The sequence below is a fragment of the Pseudomonas sp. SC3(2021) genome (assembly GCF_019856535.1).
Taxonomy (GTDB): Bacteria; Pseudomonadota; Gammaproteobacteria; order Pseudomonadales; family Pseudomonadaceae; genus Aquipseudomonas; species Aquipseudomonas monsensis.
Genome location: NZ_CP082236.1, coordinates 4,267,562 through 4,283,690 on the forward strand (window position 1 = coordinate 4,267,562; position 16,129 = coordinate 4,283,690).

Genomic DNA, 16,129 nt, shown 5'->3' on the forward strand with positions numbered 1-16,129 from the left:
TTCAGATCATCTCGGGCAAGGACGAGAGAATCTTGTCCAAGGTGATCGGGTACTCGCGCACCCGTGCTCCGGTGGCGTTGTAGATTGCATTGGCCACCGCCGCGCTCACCCCGCAAATCCCCAGCTCACCTACACCCTTCGCCTTCATTGGCGACGAAAGCGGATCGGTCTCGTCAAGGAAGATCACCTCCTGATGCGGAATGTCGGCGTGCACCGGCACTTCATATCCGGCCAGATCATGGTTGACGAAGAAACCGAGCTTCTTGTCCACCGCCAGCTCCTCCATCAGCGCTGCACCGACGCCCATGGTCATCGCCCCGATCACCTGGCTGCGCGCTGCTTTCGGGTTGAGGATGCGCCCGGCGGCACACACCGCGAGCATGCGTCGCACACGCACTTCACCGGTGGCGGCATCCACCGCCACTTCGACGAAATGCGCACCGAAGGTCGACTGCTGATACTGCTTGTCCAGGTCGCCGAATTCGATACTGTCCTCAGCCACCACCACACCATCGCGCGCGGCATCGCGCAATGGCACGCGCTTGCTGCCGACGCTCACCTGGCCGTCGACGAACGCTGCCTGATCCGCTGCCATGCCCAATTTGCCAGCGACAGCTTCACGCAACTTCATGCACGCGGCATACACCCCGGCCGTCGAGCAGTTGCCGCCAAATTGTCCGCCGGAACCGGACGACACCGGAAAATCCGAATCGCCCAGACGCACCACGACATCCTCTAATGCCACCCCCATCATCTCGGCCGCCGTCTGCGCGATGATCGTATAGCTGCCGGTGCCGATGTCGGTCATGTCGGTTTCCACCGTGACCTTGCCATCACGTTCCAGACGCACCCGTGCGCCGGACTTGAGCAGCAGGTTGTTGCGGAACGCTGCGGCGACGCCCATGCCGATCAGCCAACGGCCTTCGCGGCGGCTGCCAGGGGTGGCAGCGCGTTGATTCCAGCCGAATGTTTCGGCGCCGGTCTGCAGGCATTCGATCAGGCGTCGCTGGGAGAACGGACGCTCGGTTTTCACCGGATCGATCTGGGTGTCGTTGAGGATGCGGAACTGGACCGGATCGAGCTTGAGCTGCTCGGCCATCTCGTCCATGGCGATCTCCAGAGCCATCAGGCCTGGGGCTTCACCCGGCGCACGCATGGAGTTGCCCTCGGGCAGATCCAGCGGCGCCCGACGCATGGTCACCCGGCGGTTTTCGGCGGCATAGAGCAACTGACTTGGCTGCGCCGCGACTTCGACCTTGCCGTCCTTGAGGTTGCCCGACCAGCCTTCGTGGGCAATGGCGCTGAGCTTGCCGTCGGCCGTGGCACCCAAGCGAATGCGCTGGATGGTGGCCGGGCGGTGGGTGGTGTTGTTGGCCATTTGCGGGCGGGCGAGGGCGACTTTCACCGGTCTGCCGGCCATGCGCGCGCCGAGGGCGGCGAGGATCGCGTCGGCGCGGATGAATAATTTGCCGCCGAAGCCGCCGCCAATGTAGGGCGAAATCAGGCGGACTTTCTCCTTGGGCAAACCGAGGGTGGTGGCAACGTCGTCGACACTCCAGGCGATCATCTGGTTCGACGTCCACAGGGTCAGTTGATCGCCTTTCCACGCCGCGAGTGTGGCGTGCGGCTCCATCATCGCGTGGGATTGATCGGGGGTGGTGTAGGTCTGGTCGAACTGCACCGGGGCGGCGGCAAAGGCCGTGTCGAAGTCGCCATGGGTGACGTCGGGCAATTCGTCTTTGTCTTCGACACCCTGGTCACGCACGTTGGCCAGATCGAACTGGCCTTTGTCCGCGACGTAATCGACCTTGACCCGTTGCGCGGCGGCGCGAGCCTGCTCGAAGGTTTCGGCGACCACCAGTGCCACAGCCTGGTGATAGTGCTGCACCTCGGGACCGGCGAGCAGCGGCGCCGCGTTGTATTTGCCTTTGCCGAGCTTGCCGGCGTTGGCGGCGGTAACAATGGCCAGTACGCCGGGCGCGGCTTTGGCGGCGTCCAGATCAATGTGGGTGATCCGACCCTTGGCAATGGCCGAACCGACCATGAAACCGTAAGCCTGATTGGCCACGGCCTCGTGTTGCTCGTAGGCATACGGCGCCTGGCCGCTGGTTTTCAGCGGGCCTTCGATGCGGTCGGTGGGTTTGCCGACGACCTTCAACTGGTCGATCGGGTTGGTGGTGGCGGGCGTGTCGAATTTCATGCGTCTTCCCTCGCTTGCGCCAACACCGAGCCGAGCGTGCGCTCGACCAGGGTCAGTTTGAATTGGTTGTCGTGGGTCGGCGTGGCGCCGTCGAGCAGGCGCTCACTGACCGCTTTTGCACCGTTGGGCAGCAGCGCTTCGGCCGCTTCGACCCGCCAAGGTTTCGGCGCGACGCCGCCGACCGCCACACGACCGCTGCCATCCTTGTGCAGAATCAGCCCGACCGACACCAGGGCAAAGGCGTACGACGAGCGATCGCGTACCTTGTGATAAAGGTGCGTACCACCGACCGGGGCGGGCAGCGTCACCGAAGTGATGAACTCGCCGGGGCTGAGGCTGGTTTCGACGTTCGGTGTGTTACCCGGGAGCTGATGGAAATCGGCGATGGCGATGCTGCGGGTGGTGCCGTCCGGCTTCACCGTTTCCACCTGCGCGTCGAGTGCGCGCATGGCAATCGCCATGTCGCTGGGGTGGGTGGCGATGCAGGCGTCGCTGACACCGATCAATCCCAGTTGCCGACTGACCCCGCCAATCGCCGCGCAACCGCTGCCGGGCTGACGCTTGTTGCAGGCCTGATTGACGTCATAGAAGTACGGGCAACGTGTGCGTTGCAGCAGGTTGCCGGCGGTGCTGGCCATGTTGCGCAATTGGCCGGAGGCACCGGCGAGCAAGGCGCGGGAGAGCAGGGCGTAGTCGTTGCGCACGCGGTGGTCGGCGGCCAGGTCGGTGTTGCGCACCAGGGCACCGATGCGCAGTCCGCCGTCGGGCGTGGCTTCGATTTGATCCAGGCCCAAGTGGTTGACGTCGATCAGATGCAGCGGGGTTTCGATGTCGAGTTTCATCAGGTCGAGCAGGTTGGTGCCGCCGGCGATGAACTTCGCGCCTTCGACCTGTGCCGCCAGCGCTGCGGCTGCGGCAGGAGAATCGGCGCGGCTGTAATTGAACGGTCTCATGCGGGCACCTGCGCGACTTCAGTGATGGCTTCGATGATGTTGGAGTAGGCGCCGCAACGGCAGATATTGCCGCTCATGCGCTCCTGGAATTCACTGGCGATCAGTTGCGGCGCTTCGGTCAGGCTGGGGCTGACGTGGCTGGGAATGCCCTCGCGAATCTCTTTGAGCACCGCCACCGCCGAGCAGATCTGCCCTGGCGTGCAGTAACCGCACTGGTAGCCGTCGTGCTTGATGAACGCGGCTTGCATCGGGTGCAGGCTGTCGGGCATGCCAAGGCCTTCGATGGTGGTGATCTCGCTGTTTTCGTGCATCACTGCCAGGGTCAGGCAGGCATTGATGCGGCGGCCATCGGCGATAACGGTACAGGCGCCGCACTGGCCGTGGTCGCAGCCTTTTTTGCTGCCGGTCAGGTGCAGGTGTTCGCGCAGCGCATCGAGCAGCGTGGTGCGGTTGTCGACCTCAAGGGCTTGAGGTTTACCGTTGACGTTGAGGGTTACTTTGGCCATGGCCGGTTGCTCCAGACTGGCCGCGTAGGCCTTGAGGCTAATGAAAGGCGGCATTGCAAACGCGGTGGCGGTCACCGCGCCGAGGATCAGGAATCTTCGTCGGGAAATCGTCATGCTTCGATTCCTCTCTGGCTTAATCAGGACGGCAGGGATTGAAGGCCCAATCGGGCGCGCCGGCATGCTTGCCGGTCTCGTTCTTGAAATGACCTGCACGGAGGGGAAAAGGTTTTTGCGGATTTTCGCTATAGAGTTATGCGCAGAGCTCATGAGTCTGCTGCGCGACTCAGCGCCCACAGGGGAGGGAGCTTGCTCTCGACAGTGTCGGATCAGTCAGCCTGTTGGCTGAATCACACAGCGCCTTAGCGAGCAGACTCTCACAAACGCCATCAACACCGGACTGATGCCGAGCTGTTCCGATGTGACCCGCTGCAACCCGCCAAACAGCACGTTGGAGGCCGTGTCCGAACCGGTCAACGCCACCCCGAGCCAACCAAGCAAGGTGCCGGACATCGGATAGAAAAGCCCCGTCGCCGCGAATGCCAGGCCCATGGTCGCGTCCATCGCTGGCCAGTGAATCATCGGCGCTTTGCCCGGTCTTATCTGCGGCTGCGCGCACCGCGTCCTGAAGGCGAGGGCAGCGTTGGCCGATTCCGTCGTCAAGACCTTGGTTTTAGGGAAGTGTTGAATGAAGCGCGTGACAACGATGCTGCTGACTGTGACTGCCGCCGTTTTGCTGGGCGGATGTGTGGCGGATTTTGATGAGGGTCACCGCCATGGCCGGCACTACGACCGCGATCATGAGCGTTATTACGATCATGACCGGCGCTGGGATGACTGGGATGACGACCGCCGTGATGGCCGTCGCTACTACCGCGATCGGGATGATGACTGACTGAATCCCGCGCTCCGCAAGAGGCTGGAATCGTGCGAAGGGAGGGGCTGGACGCAATGATGGCAATTCAGTAGCATCGGCGTTTTTTTGCCCCTTCCCCTCAAGGATGATCATGTCTGTCGCTTGTTCGTTGCGTCGCTCACCCGTTGTTGTCGGTGCCGTTCTGTCGGCGCTTTTGCTGTCAGGCTGCACGCAGATGGGCACCTATCAGGATGCTGCCGATCCCGATGCCGCCAAGCTGCGCTTTGTTGCCAATACCGATAACGCGACGGTGGACTATTACGATGCCGAGCATTGCGACGGGCAGACCACCGGCATCATCAACAATCTGTTCATCGCCGACAGCCAGCGTCGGGTCGGCATGTCGGTGGCCCCGCCGGAAAAGGCCAGAGGCTATCTGGAAATCAAACTGCCGCCGGAAAAGGACATGTACCTGAAGGTCAACACTCAGGTCGGGTATGCGGTGTGCGGGTCCGGTTTCACCTTCAAGCCGCAGCGTGGCACGGAGTACGAACTGACCCTCGACCTCAAGGGGCGTCACTGCTCGACGCTGATGCAGCGTGTGCAGCGTATCGACGGCAAGGATGTGCGCACACCGGTTGCGATCAAACGCGAAGGACTGGCGGCCTGCGCCGGGCGCAATGCGATCTTCCCGAAGCCGCCGGCGTTGCTGCCGGACACCCCGGAACGCACGGCCATGATCGACCGTATCGTCAATGGCAGCCTCTTTGTGGTGATGAAGTCTGGCGCAACGAAGCCGACGACGGTTACCCCGGAAAAGCTCGATTCGCTGATCAGTGAGCGCAAGGCCAAAATGAACATTGCCCTGCCGGACGATTACTGGACGCTGTACCGCCAGAATCTGGTGCAGTTCGATACCGAGAACGCCAGTAATGCCGACGAGGCGATCAAGCGCGCCAGCGACGAGTATCGCCAGCGTTTGCGCAGTGTCGATGACAAGCGCCTGAAAGATTGGTCTAGGCTCAAAGGCTCGGACGGTAAACAAGTTAACGCCGCGCCGAACGAAATGGAGACCGACATGATCATGTACTACTTCCAGTCGTCAAAAAGCGTGGTGGTTGAAACCGTCGGACGCCATCTCGAGCGCATGGCCAAGATGGATGCCCAGTACGACGTCTGCTCACGTTACGCCGACTGCTGGAAGCGTTGATCTCAGTAAGGCCGATGTGAAAATGCCCACTGCGCCGAAACGGCCAGTGGGCTTTTTTGTGCGTGCTGCGATTAAAAGTGAGCGCTCGCCTGGACGCGGGATCGCGCAGGCAGCGAGGCCTCGAGATCCAGCAAATGGGTGGCGAGAATGTCGCTCAGAAAACGGAACTGATCGTTGAAACCGACCACTTCATTGCTGAAATGATTGCTGGCGGCAGGCATCAGCAGGTCTTCGAAATCTTCGTTGAACACCAGCGCCCGGGCTTTGTGCGACACCGCGTGCTGAGCATAATAGTTGCTGCCGAACACCGGGAAACTCACGGAGAGTGTGACGATGGTGTGAATCATGATGTGAACTCCTCGTTGTGTCTCGGATGGGTGGATCGTGCCTTTGAAGGGCGGCGGGTGGAAGGCAATCGTCGCAATGGTGAGTATTGATGGCGTTGATGGTTCGGGTTTCGGGCGGGCGATGAGGTCGGTGCATCCAGCATCAGGCTCGACTGACCCACCTATACTCAAATCTGCCTCCCACTCATCTCAAGGAAAACCCCACCGTGGACCTGCGCGCGCTGGTGGTTGCCGCACTGTTTCTGCTGGCTGGCTGTGCCACATCGGCGCGGGCCCCGGTGCCAGCGCCACAGGCCATCGTGGTGTCGCCGGCCACCTGGCAGCAGATCGACCGTGAAATCGTCAGCGCCTCGCAGCAGTCCACCGAGCAAGTCAAGGTTTTCGCCCGTGGTTCGATGGAACATTGGCGTACTCGCGTCTATCAGCAAACTGAAGAAAATTTCATCCCGTGGTTCAGCAGCTACTGGACTCAGGAATGGCTGTCGATGAAGGTCAGCTGGTACACCCTCAGCGCCGGTGGCGAGCAGGACGCCTCGGCCAAGCGCCTGGCGGCGTATCTGCTTGAGCAATATCAGGAAAGAGTGCTGGCGCCGGTGGCGGTCGAGATTGATCCGGACGCGATCCTCGGCCAGGCCACGGCGTTCTATGCGCAACTGATGGCGCAGCAGATGCCGCTCATCGCCCGGCGTCATGGCGTGCCGGTTGCGCAGCTCAACGGGCGGTTGCAGAAGATCCCGGCGATTGCCCTCGGTCCGCCGCCGGCGCGGGATGCTTCGCTGTATCAGGTGGTCAGCACCGAACCGTTGAACACGCTACCGGCCTATGCGGCGCTGATCGACAAGATCCACACCGACGGCGGGGCCAAAGGGATTGCCTCGACCGACGCGGGCATGGCGCCCGTGGCCAAACGCGCCAGCCAGCGCATGGAAGCGGAAATGGCCCCGCGCGGCGCCGCGAGTGCGGTGGCGGCAGCGGCGGGGAAACTGGCGGGGGCCATGATCTCCGTCGGGGTGGCGGGCATTCGCGCCATCCTGCAGGCCAATGACCGTCCCGACAGCGAGGCGCTGATTCGCAGCAGTCTGGGCAATACCTTCGACAAGGCGTGGCTGAAACTGGTGCAGAACCCGACCACCGGCGTCATGGCCGGCACGCTGCACATGGCCGGGCAAGTCGAGCGCAATCTGGGCGGCACTGATGAGCCGTCGGTCGGGTTGGGGGGCAATCGTGTCGAATGGCAGCCGCCGCAATCGACCAATCAGCAGATCGAACCCAACGTGCAAGGAGAATGACCATGGCATACATCGACATCTTTGTGGCCCCCGTACCGACCGCCAATCGCGAGCAATACAAAAAACACTGCGTGATCGCCGCTAAATTGTTCAAGGAATACGGCGCCCTGAGTGTCGTCGAATGCTGGGGCGATGACGTGCCGGACGGCAAGGTCACGTCGTTCCCGATGGCGGTGAAACTCAAGGAGGATGAAACCGTGGTGTCCGGCTGGCTGATCTGGCCGGACAAAGCCACCCGCAACGCCGGCATGGCGAAAATGATGGAGGACCCACGCATGAAACCCGACGTGAACCCGATGCCGTTTGACGGGCAGCGCATGATCTATGGCGGCTTCATCGACCTCCTCGAATCCTGAGGCCTGCGCCATTGCCACTGCGGCATGCGTTTCATCGCAAATACGCAATTGGACAGGGTAGGAGCGGGCTTGCTCGCGAAAGTGCTGCGTCAGACACCAACGAGGTCGACTGACACGACGCCTTCGCGAACAAGCCCACTGCCACTGGTGTGCTGTTCACTCCGTGGCGGGGGTGATGCGGCAGCTTTTACGCTGACGAATTTCTTCGTCGGTCGGACGTTCGCGGACAAACTCGAAACGCGGTTCACCCTCGCTGTAATGCACCAGCCAACCCCATTCCAGCTCGGTTTCATCCTGCCCGGGATTCGGTGGGCGGGCCCACCACGGCTCTTTGCTGAGGACCTCGCGCATGGCGGCCTCCGGTTGATGGCAATCCTTGAACTATAGCCCGGTGTCGCGAGTCGGCTGCTCAGGCCGTGTAGAATCCTGGCCGATCACCACGAGCGAAGGGGCAGGACGATGACCGATGACTTGCGCAGGGATGAACCGTTCAAGCGGCTGTTTTTTGCCTTGGACTGCCCGCCGGCGCAGCGCAAGGCTATCGCTCAGTGGCGCAGCGAGCTGGGCCTGCGAGCCGGTAAACCGGTACCGGCAGATAACTTTCACTTGACCCTGCTGTTTCTCGGCGCGGTGCCCTTGGCGCAAATCAACGAAGTCTGCGAAGCCGCCGGCAAGGTCAACACGCCGAAGGAAACCTTGAAGATTTCCCTGGATCGTTTGCAGGTCTGGCATCGCGCCGGGGTGTTGTCACTGGCGCCCGAACAGGCACCGCCGGCGTTGTTGCGCTTGGTTTATGCGCTGGAACAGGCGATGTTGCCATTCGGTTTCGAAGAGACACCACGCGAATTTCGGCCGCATCTGACCCTGGCCCGAGACTACCGTGCACCAGAGCCGGAATCCGCCACGCCGCCGGCGTTTTTCCTGCGCGCCGAACGCTTTGCCTTGTTCGAGTCGCACAAGGGTCGCTACCGGATCCTGCAGGACTGGCCGCTGATCTGAACCACAAAAAAAGGCGCCCGTGGGCGCCTGAAATTCACCTGAACCGAGGAAGCCAGGTGAGGCCGTTCATTGCAGGGTGCAGCGGTGGTAAGGCGCTGCGTGAACGGGAAATCATTGAATTACTTAAGCTAAGAAAATCCTGGGCCTGGCACTGTCCGAATGTGATCTCAAAACCCTGTGGGAGCTGGCTTGCCAGCGAATGGGGCCAGCACATCCTGCATCACCTTTGCCTGACCCACCGTCATCGCTGGCAAGCCAGCTCCCACCTATTCATCAGTGTTGTTGGAATCCCGACTCCGCAGGCTTACTTGCCGAGTTTCACCCGGGTCCAGCCACGGGTCATGATCCGTTGCGTGGCAATCGGTTGATCCGGTACCGCATACAGCGTCGCCATCACTGCTTGCGACGGGTACGAACCCGGATCGTTGCGGATCGCTTCGTCTACCAGTGGCGTCGCCGCCGAGTTAGCGTTGCTGTAGCCGTTGCTGTTGGTGATTTCGGCGATGATCTCCGGACGCATCAGGAAATCCATGAACAGGTAGGCGTTCTCGACGTTCGCCGCATCACGCGGAATGGCGACCATGTCGTAGAAGCTGCCGGCGCCTTCCTTGGGAATGCTGTAGTCGATCACCACGTTGTTGCCCGATTCCACCGCACGGGCCTTGGCCTGCAGCACGTCACCGGAGTAACCGACCGCCACGCAGATGTTGCCGTTGGCCAGGTCCGAGATGTACTTGGAGGAATGGAAGTACGCCACAGACGGGCGGATCTTCATGAACAGCGCTTCGGCTTCGAGGATGTGCGCCTTGTCCTTGTCGTTCACCGGATAGCCCAGGTAGTGCAGGGCGGCCGGGAGCATTTCGGTCGGCGAGTCGAGGAAACTGATGCCGCAGGCTTTCAGCTTTTCAGCGTTTTCCGGCTTGAACAGCAAGTCCCAGGAGTTGGTCGGGGCATTGGCACCGAGCACTTCCTTGACCTTGGCCGGGTTGAAGCCGATGCCGATCGAGCCCCACATGTACGGGAACGCGTGGGCGTTGTCCGGATCACTGGCGGCGGCGTTTTTCAGCAGCACCGGATTGAGATTCTTCCAGTTCGGCAGCTTCGATTTGTCCAGGGTCTGATAGACGCCGGCCTTGATCTGCTTGGCCAGAAAACTGTTGGACGGCACGACGATGTCGTAACCGGATTTGCCCGCCAGCAAACGCGCCTCAAGGGTTTCGTTGCTGTCGAAGACGTCATAGGTCACGCGGATGCCGGTCTCGTCTTCGAACTTCTTGACGGTGTCCGGCGCAATGTAATCGGACCAGTTGTAAACACGCAGCACCTTGTCGTTGGCCTGGGCGCCCATGACCATTGCGCCCATTAAGGACAGTGTCAGCAGAGTCCTGCCAAACATTTTCATCGGTGAAACTCCATACTTTTTATTCAAAAACTTTTAATCAAAAGCACAAACCCGCTGCACGCATCACCTTGTGGCGAGGGGATTTATCCCCGTTGGGCTGCGAAGCGGCCCCAGCAGTTCTACCTGAAAACTGCGTATTCAGGTTTTACGACTGCTTCGCAGCCGAACGGGGATAAATCCCCTCGCCACGGTTGTTCATCCGTGTTGCTTAAGCAGTGGCGGCGCGTTGCGGCTGCTGCCATGACTCGTTCGCCGTCTGATCCATCGCTTCCTGAATCGCTTTCTTGCGGTTGGCTTCTGCCTTGCGGCCGAAGTACCAGACGAGGAAGGTCACCAGCGACACCGCCAACAGAATCAGACTGGCCACGGCGTTGATCTCAGGCTTCACGCCCAGACGCACCGCCGAGAACACTTCCATCGGCAGCGTCGTCGAGCCCGGGCCGGAGACGAAACTCGCCAGCACCAGGTCATCCAGCGACAGGGCAAACGACATCATGCCGCCCGCCGCCAGCGACGGCGCGATCATCGGAATGGTGATCAGGAAAAACACCTTGAACGGCTTGGCGCCGAGATCCATCGCGGCTTCTTCGATCGACAGATCCAGTTCCCGCAGGCGGGCGGAGACTACCACTGCCACATAGGCTGCACAAAACGTGGTGTGGGCGATCCAGATGGTGACAATGCCACGCTCCTGCGGCCAGCCGATCAACTGCGCCATCGCCACGAACAGCAGCAACAGCGACAGACCGGTGATCACCTCAGGCATCACCAGCGGCGCGGTAACCAGGCCACCGAACAGGGTGCGACCCTTGAAGCGCGTCACACGAGTCAGCACAAAAGCGGCGAGGGTGCCCAGTGCAACGGCGGCAATCGCGGTGTAGCAGGCGATTTCCAGCGAGCGCACCACCGAGCCCATCAGTTGCGTGTTGTCGAGCAGCCCGACGTACCACTTCACCGACCAGCCACCCCACACCGTCACCAGTTTCGAGGCGTTGAACGAGTAGATCACCAGGATCAGCATCGGCAGATAAATGAACATCAGGCCGAAGATCAACATGAACTTGGAAAAACCGAAGCGTTTCATCCCCGTGCCTCCATCTCTTTGGCCTGGCTGCGGTTGAACAGCAGAATCGGCACAATCAGGATCAACAGCATCACCACCGCCAGTGCAGACGCCACCGGCCAGTCGCGGTTATTGAAGAACTCTTGCCACAGCACACGACCGATCATCAGCGTCTCCGGGCCACCCAGCAGTTCCGGAATCACGAACTCACCGACCACCGGAATGAACACCAGCATGCAGCCGGCGATGATCCCGTTCTTGGCCAGCGGTACGGTGATTTTCCAGAAGTTGTTGAAGTTGCTCGAACCCAGGTCCGACGCGGCCTCCAGCAGGCTGCCGTCGTGCTTCACCAGGTTGGCGTACAGCGGCAACACCATGAACGGCAGGTAGGCGTAAACCACACCGATATACACCGCGGTGTTGGTGTTGAGGATCTCGATCGGGTGATCGGTCAGGCCAGTCCACATCAGGAAACTGTTGAGCAAACCGTTGTTGCTGAGAATGCCCATCCACGCATAAACGCGGATCAGGATCGCGGTCCAGGTCGGCATCATGATCAACAGCAGCAGGACGTTTTGCGCTTCCTTGCTCGCCTTGGTGATGGCGTAGGCCATCGGGAAACCGATCACCAGGCACATCAATGTGCTCAGCGCTGCGACCTTCAGCGAACCGAGGTAGGCCGACAGGTACAGCTCGTCTTCGCCGAGCATGGTGTAGTTGCCGATGTTGAGCATCAGCTGGAATTTCTGTTCGGCGTAGGTGTAGATCTCCGAGTACGGCGGGATCGACAGCGCGGCCTCCGAGAAGCTGATCTTCATCACCAGGAAGAACGGCAGCATGAAGAACAGGAACAGCCAGATGAACGGGATGCCGATGACGAACTTGCGCCCGCTGGGCACCAGGCGCAGGCATTGCTGATTGAAGGTTCTCATGAGCGCAGTACCACGCCGCTGTCGTCTTCCCACCAGACGTAGACCTTGTCGTCCCAGGTCGGGCGCGCGCCACGGCGTTCGGCGTTGGCCATGAACGACTGGACGATTTTGCCGCCGGGCAATTCGACGTAGAACACCGAGTGACCGCCGAGATAGGCGATGTCATGCACCTTGCCTTCGGACCAGTTGTAGCGGAACTCCGGTTGGGTGGTGCTGACGAGCATTTTTTCCGGGCGGATCGCGTAGGTGATCGACTTGTCCTGCACCGAGGTGCTGACGCCGTGACCGACGTAGATCTTCTGCTGCAAGTCCGGGCTGTGAATGATCGCGTGACCTTCAAGGTCTTCTACCACGGTGCCGTCGAAGGCGTTCACGTTGCCGATGAACTCGCAGACCATGCGGCTGACCGGCGCTTCATAGATATCGACCGGGCTGCCGATCTGGGCGATCCAGCCCAGGTGCATGATCGCGATGCGCTCGGCCATGGTCATGGCTTCTTCCTGGTCGTGGGTCACCATCACGCAGGTCACGCCGACGCGCTCGATGATCTCGACCAGTTCAAGCTGCATTTGCGAACGCAGCTTTTTATCCAGCGCGCCCATCGGCTCGTCGAGCAGCAACAGCTTCGGACGCTTGGCCAGCGAGCGGGCGAGGGCGACGCGCTGACGCTGGCCGCCGGACAACTGATGGGGTTTGCGTTTGGCGTATTGGGTCATGTGCACCAGGCGCAGCATCTCTTCGACGCGGGCGTCGATTTCGCTGGCGGGCAAACGGTCCTGCTTCAGGCCGAAGGCAATGTTCTGCGCCACGGTCATGTGCGGGAACAGCGCGTAGGACTGGAACATCATGTTGATCGGCCGCTCGTATGGCGGCATGTCGGTGATGTCCACACCGTCGAGCAGAATCCGCCCTTCAGTCGGGCGCTCGAAACCGGCGAGCATGCGCAGCAGGGTCGATTTGCCCGAACCGGAGCCGCCGAGCAGGGCAAAGATTTCGCCCTGATGGATCTCCAGGGACACATCGTCCACAGCGGTGGTTTCGTCGAACTTCTTGGTGACACGGTCGACTTTCACCAGAACCTTTTTCGGTTGCTGATGACCTTCAAGTGCCTTCCTGTAAGTGCTGGAGGCGTTTGCCATGTGAAACTCCCAACAGGTTTCGTTCGCTCGGCCAACGCGGCCGGGCTTAAGTGGATTGCAAGCCTGCAGGTGCATTCCCGGTCGGATCACATCCCCCTGTGGGAGCTGGCTTGCCAGCGATGGCGGTGGGTCAGTCACCATTAATGTTGAAGGTGACGGCCTCATCGCTGGCAAGCCAGCTCCCACAGGGTTTTGCATTGTTCTGACAGGTATTGCACTTACCGATCCGGCTTGTTCGGCGCCGCCGTCCTGGCTGCCTGGGTCGTGCTTGTTGTTATTACGGATGTTGTTGTTCACGAATGACGGATGTGCGCAGGCACACCCGACTTCCGAGGGGGCAGTAAATCGTTACGTATTCTTGGGTTGAGTCAGCGCTGGTTGCGTCGCGCCGCCCGTTGCCGGCAAGCCTCACCGAACGCCTGGAAAATCTTCAGGTACGGCGGGTTGTCCAGCACTTGCCATTCCGGATGCCATTGCACGCCGAGGGCGAAAGTCGGGCTGTGCTCGACCGAGATCGCCTCGATCAGGCCATCCGGCGCCACGGCTTCGGCACGCAGGCCGGGGGCGAGGCGGTCGATGCCCTGGCTGTGAATCGAGTTGACCTGGAACTCGCCCGGCAATCCCAGCGCTTCGAACACACCACCGCCGAGTACTGTCACGGCATGGGCCGGTGCGTATTGCACGGCGACATCCGGACTGTCGGCTTCGCGGTGATCGAGCATGCCCGGCAACTCATGCACTTTCTGGTGCAGGCTGCCGCCGAACGCCACGTTCATTTCCTGGAAGCCGCGGCAAATGCCGAGCACCGGAACGCCCGCCGCGATGGCTGCACGCAATAAAGGAAGGGTGGTGGCGTCCCGCGCCGGATCGTGATCCGTGCCGGGGGCACTGGCCGGGCCGTGATAGTGGAAGGGCTCCACGTTCGAGGGCGAGCCGGTCAGCAGCAGACCGTCGAGTTGACCGAGCAGGTCTTCGATTTCAGTCAGGTTGCCAAGGGAAGGAATGACCACTGGAAGCCCCTGAGCGCCAACGCTGACAGCACGTACGTACTTGTCGCCGCTGATGTGATAGGGGTGCAGGCCAATCTGTTTGACGCACGCAGTAACGCCGATCAATGGCTTGAATGCCATTTTTATTCACCTCGAAGTTTGACACTTGAACGAGCTTTTCCGGAGCTTAGCCTCGTTGATTTTAATTAACAACTGCCATGTAAAAAATTCTAAACGCCGCTCATCAAATCTTCATGAAATCCGGCCTTGTGGCGCCTGCGTTGGTACGTGAGTGTTAAAAAAAGCCCGAAAAATAAACGCTGAACGGCCAGGTGTTCGCTATTGACTTCACTTTGCCTTTCGGATTGACTGGCTCGGCGAAACAGCAGTGAACATAATAATTAACAGCTAAATAGGTGCATCATGTCGGTCCCTCTGCGTACCGTTCAACTCAACGAAGCAAACGCATTCCTTAAGAAATATCCTGAGGTTTTGTACGTCGACCTTCTGATTGCGGATATGAACGGTGTGGTGCGCGGCAAGCGCATCGAACGCACCAGTCTTCACAAGGTTTACGAGAAAGGCATCAACCTGCCGGCCTCGCTCTTCGCTCTCGACATTAATGGCTCCACGGTGGAAAGCACCGGCCTGGGCCTGGACATCGGCGACGCTGACCGCATCTGCTACCCGATCCCGGGCACCCTGAGCATCGAGCCGTGGCAGAAGCGCCCGACCGCACAACTGTTGATGACCATGCACGAACTGGAAGGCGAGCCATTCTTCGCCGATCCGCGTGAAGTGCTGGCCAACGTCGTGCGCAAGTTCGATGAGATGGGCCTGACCATCTGCGCCGCGTTCGAACTGGAGTTCTACCTGATCGACCAGGACAACGTGAACGGCCGTCCGCAGTCGCCACGTTCGCCGGTGTCCGGCAAGCGTCCGGTGTCGACTCAGGTGTACCTGATCGACGACCTCGACGAATACGTCGACTGCCTGCAAGACATCCTTGAAGGCGCGAAAGAGCAGGGCATCCCGGCTGACGCCATCGTCAAGGAAAGCGCCCCGGCGCAATTCGAAGTCAACCTGCATCACGTCTCCGACCCGATCAAGGCGTGCGATTACGCGGTCCTGCTCAAGCGTCTGGTGAAGAACATTGCCTACGACCACGAAATGGACACCACCTTCATGGCCAAGCCGTATCCGGGCCAGGCGGGTAACGGTCTGCATGTGCACATTTCGATTCTGGACAAAGAAGGCAACAACATCTTTGCCAGCGAGGATCCCGAGCAGAACGCCGCGCTGCGACACGCGATCGGCGGTGTGCTGGAGACCCTGCCTGCGCAAATGGCTTTCCTCTGCCCGAACGTCAATTCGTACCGTCGTTTCGGCGCGCAGTTCTACGTACCGAACTCGCCGAGCTGGGGCATCGACAACCGCACCGTGGCCGTGCGCGTGCCAACCGGTTCGCCGGACGCCGTGCGTATCGAGCATCGGGTCGCCGGTGCCGACGCCAACCCGTACCTGCTGATGGCGTCAGTGCTGGCCGGGATTCACCACGGCCTGACCAATGAAATCGAGCCGGGCTCGCCGGTCGAAGGCAACAGCTACGAGCAGAACGAACAGAGCCTGCCGAACAACCTGCGCGATGCACTGCGCGAACTGGACGACAGCGAAGTCATGGCCCGCTATATCGACCCGACGTACATCGACGTGTTTGTCGCGTGCAAGGAAAGCGAGCTGGCCGAGTTCGAGAACTCGATCTCCGACCTTGAGTACAACTGGTATCTGCATACGGTGTGATGGGTTCGGGCCTTTAAAAGCCGAAGAGCCCCTCACCCTGACCCTCTCCCGGAGGGAGAGGGGACTGACCGGGTTGTATTGAGATAGTCAG

At 60.6% G+C, this 16,129-nt stretch carries 16 protein-coding genes and 1 pseudogene; 6 read left to right on the forward strand and 11 right to left on the reverse strand.

Annotated features, from left to right (window positions below; all coding sequences use genetic code 11):
- Position 1 precedes the first annotated feature (1 nt).
- From paoC to K5Y35_RS19160, 4 genes and pseudogenes are all read right to left on the reverse strand, one after another.
- Positions 2 to 2,200, reverse strand: coding sequence for an aldehyde oxidoreductase molybdenum-binding subunit PaoC (gene paoC / locus K5Y35_RS19145; protein WP_222832618.1), 2,199 nt, complete (start codon positions 2,198 to 2,200; stop codon positions 2 to 4).
- A complete protein-coding gene (locus K5Y35_RS19150) occupies positions 2,197 to 3,153 on the reverse strand; it encodes an FAD binding domain-containing protein (RefSeq protein ID WP_222832619.1) in 957 nt (318 codons plus the stop codon). The genes paoC and K5Y35_RS19150 overlap by 4 nt, the downstream gene beginning before the upstream one ends.
- Complete coding sequence (gene paoA, locus K5Y35_RS19155) at positions 3,150 to 3,773, reverse strand: aldehyde dehydrogenase iron-sulfur subunit PaoA (protein WP_123462662.1); 624 nt, start codon at positions 3,771 to 3,773, stop codon at positions 3,150 to 3,152. Before paoA ends, K5Y35_RS19150 begins: the two co-directional genes overlap by 4 nt.
- Positions 3,774 to 4,040: 267 nt before the next feature.
- Positions 4,041 to 4,319: pseudogene (locus tag K5Y35_RS19160) on the reverse strand (L-lactate permease); the annotation flags it as partial.
- 25 nt (positions 4,320 to 4,344) lie between these two features.
- On the opposite strand from K5Y35_RS19160, the gene K5Y35_RS19165 reads away from it, so the two are divergent.
- The gene (locus K5Y35_RS19165) at positions 4,345 to 4,551 is read left to right on the forward strand and encodes a hypothetical protein (protein ID WP_222832620.1); all 207 of its coding nucleotides are present in this window, start codon (positions 4,345 to 4,347) and stop codon (positions 4,549 to 4,551) included.
- Positions 4,552 to 4,663: 112 nt separating this feature from the next.
- Positions 4,664 to 5,722 (forward strand): hypothetical protein, encoded by a 1,059-nt coding sequence (locus K5Y35_RS19170; protein ID WP_261991202.1) that lies wholly within the window; start codon positions 4,664 to 4,666, stop codon positions 5,720 to 5,722.
- A gap of 71 nt (positions 5,723 to 5,793) precedes the next feature.
- On the opposite strand, the gene K5Y35_RS19175 is transcribed toward K5Y35_RS19170, so the two are convergent.
- Entirely contained in the window at positions 5,794 to 6,069 is a 276-nt protein-coding gene (locus K5Y35_RS19175; RefSeq protein WP_123462668.1) for a hypothetical protein, read from the reverse strand.
- A 206-nt stretch (positions 6,070 to 6,275) separates the two neighbouring features.
- Between K5Y35_RS19175 and K5Y35_RS19180 the strand changes: the two genes are divergently transcribed.
- Both K5Y35_RS19180 and K5Y35_RS19185 read left to right on the forward strand, forming a co-directional pair.
- Positions 6,276 to 7,358 carry a hypothetical protein gene (locus tag K5Y35_RS19180; RefSeq protein ID WP_222832622.1) on the forward strand — a complete coding sequence of 361 codons (1,083 nt, stop codon included), beginning with the start codon at positions 6,276 to 6,278 and terminating at the stop codon, positions 7,356 to 7,358.
- A gap of 2 nt (positions 7,359 to 7,360) precedes the next feature.
- The gene (locus K5Y35_RS19185; protein ID WP_123462673.1) at positions 7,361 to 7,714 is read left to right on the forward strand and encodes a DUF1428 domain-containing protein; all 354 of its coding nucleotides are present in this window, start codon (positions 7,361 to 7,363) and stop codon (positions 7,712 to 7,714) included.
- 156 nt (positions 7,715 to 7,870) lie between these two features.
- Here the strand turns inward: K5Y35_RS19185 and K5Y35_RS19190 are convergent, their stop codons facing one another.
- Positions 7,871 to 8,065, reverse strand: a complete 195-nt coding sequence (locus K5Y35_RS19190) for a hypothetical protein (RefSeq protein WP_123462675.1) — start codon at positions 8,063 to 8,065, stop codon at positions 7,871 to 7,873.
- Between the two features lie 108 nt (positions 8,066 to 8,173).
- Between K5Y35_RS19190 and thpR the strand changes: the two genes are divergently transcribed.
- Positions 8,174 to 8,713 carry an RNA 2',3'-cyclic phosphodiesterase gene (thpR, locus tag K5Y35_RS19195; protein WP_222832623.1) on the forward strand — a complete coding sequence of 180 codons (540 nt, stop codon included), beginning with the start codon at positions 8,174 to 8,176 and terminating at the stop codon, positions 8,711 to 8,713.
- A 304-nt stretch (positions 8,714 to 9,017) separates the two neighbouring features.
- Here the strand turns inward: thpR and K5Y35_RS19200 are convergent, their stop codons facing one another.
- The 5 genes from K5Y35_RS19200 to K5Y35_RS19220 all read right to left on the reverse strand — a co-directional run bounded on the left by K5Y35_RS19200 (position 9,018) and on the right by K5Y35_RS19220 (position 14,379).
- Positions 9,018 to 10,115: a polyamine ABC transporter substrate-binding protein gene (locus K5Y35_RS19200; protein ID WP_123462679.1), complete on the reverse strand. Its 1,098-nt coding sequence runs from the start codon at positions 10,113 to 10,115 to the stop codon at positions 9,018 to 9,020.
- 208 nt (positions 10,116 to 10,323) lie between these two features.
- A complete protein-coding gene (locus K5Y35_RS19205; RefSeq protein WP_003226106.1) occupies positions 10,324 to 11,199 on the reverse strand; it encodes an ABC transporter permease subunit in 876 nt (291 codons plus the stop codon).
- Positions 11,196 to 12,077 carry an ABC transporter permease subunit gene (locus tag K5Y35_RS19210; protein ID WP_185015766.1) on the reverse strand — a complete coding sequence of 294 codons (882 nt, stop codon included), beginning with the start codon at positions 12,075 to 12,077 and terminating at the stop codon, positions 11,196 to 11,198. The genes K5Y35_RS19205 and K5Y35_RS19210 overlap by 4 nt, the downstream gene beginning before the upstream one ends.
- Before the next feature lie 29 nt (positions 12,078 to 12,106).
- Positions 12,107 to 13,249, reverse strand: coding sequence for a polyamine ABC transporter ATP-binding protein (potA, locus tag K5Y35_RS19215; protein ID WP_095136575.1), 1,143 nt, complete (start codon positions 13,247 to 13,249; stop codon positions 12,107 to 12,109).
- 368 nt (positions 13,250 to 13,617) lie between these two features.
- Positions 13,618 to 14,379: a gamma-glutamyl-gamma-aminobutyrate hydrolase family protein gene (locus K5Y35_RS19220; RefSeq protein WP_222832624.1), complete on the reverse strand. Its 762-nt coding sequence runs from the start codon at positions 14,377 to 14,379 to the stop codon at positions 13,618 to 13,620.
- A 282-nt stretch (positions 14,380 to 14,661) separates the two neighbouring features.
- On the opposite strand from K5Y35_RS19220, the gene K5Y35_RS19225 reads away from it, so the two are divergent.
- Positions 14,662 to 16,038 carry a glutamine synthetase family protein gene (locus K5Y35_RS19225; RefSeq protein ID WP_222832625.1) on the forward strand — a complete coding sequence of 459 codons (1,377 nt, stop codon included), beginning with the start codon at positions 14,662 to 14,664 and terminating at the stop codon, positions 16,036 to 16,038.
- Positions 16,039 to 16,129 lie beyond the last annotated feature (91 nt).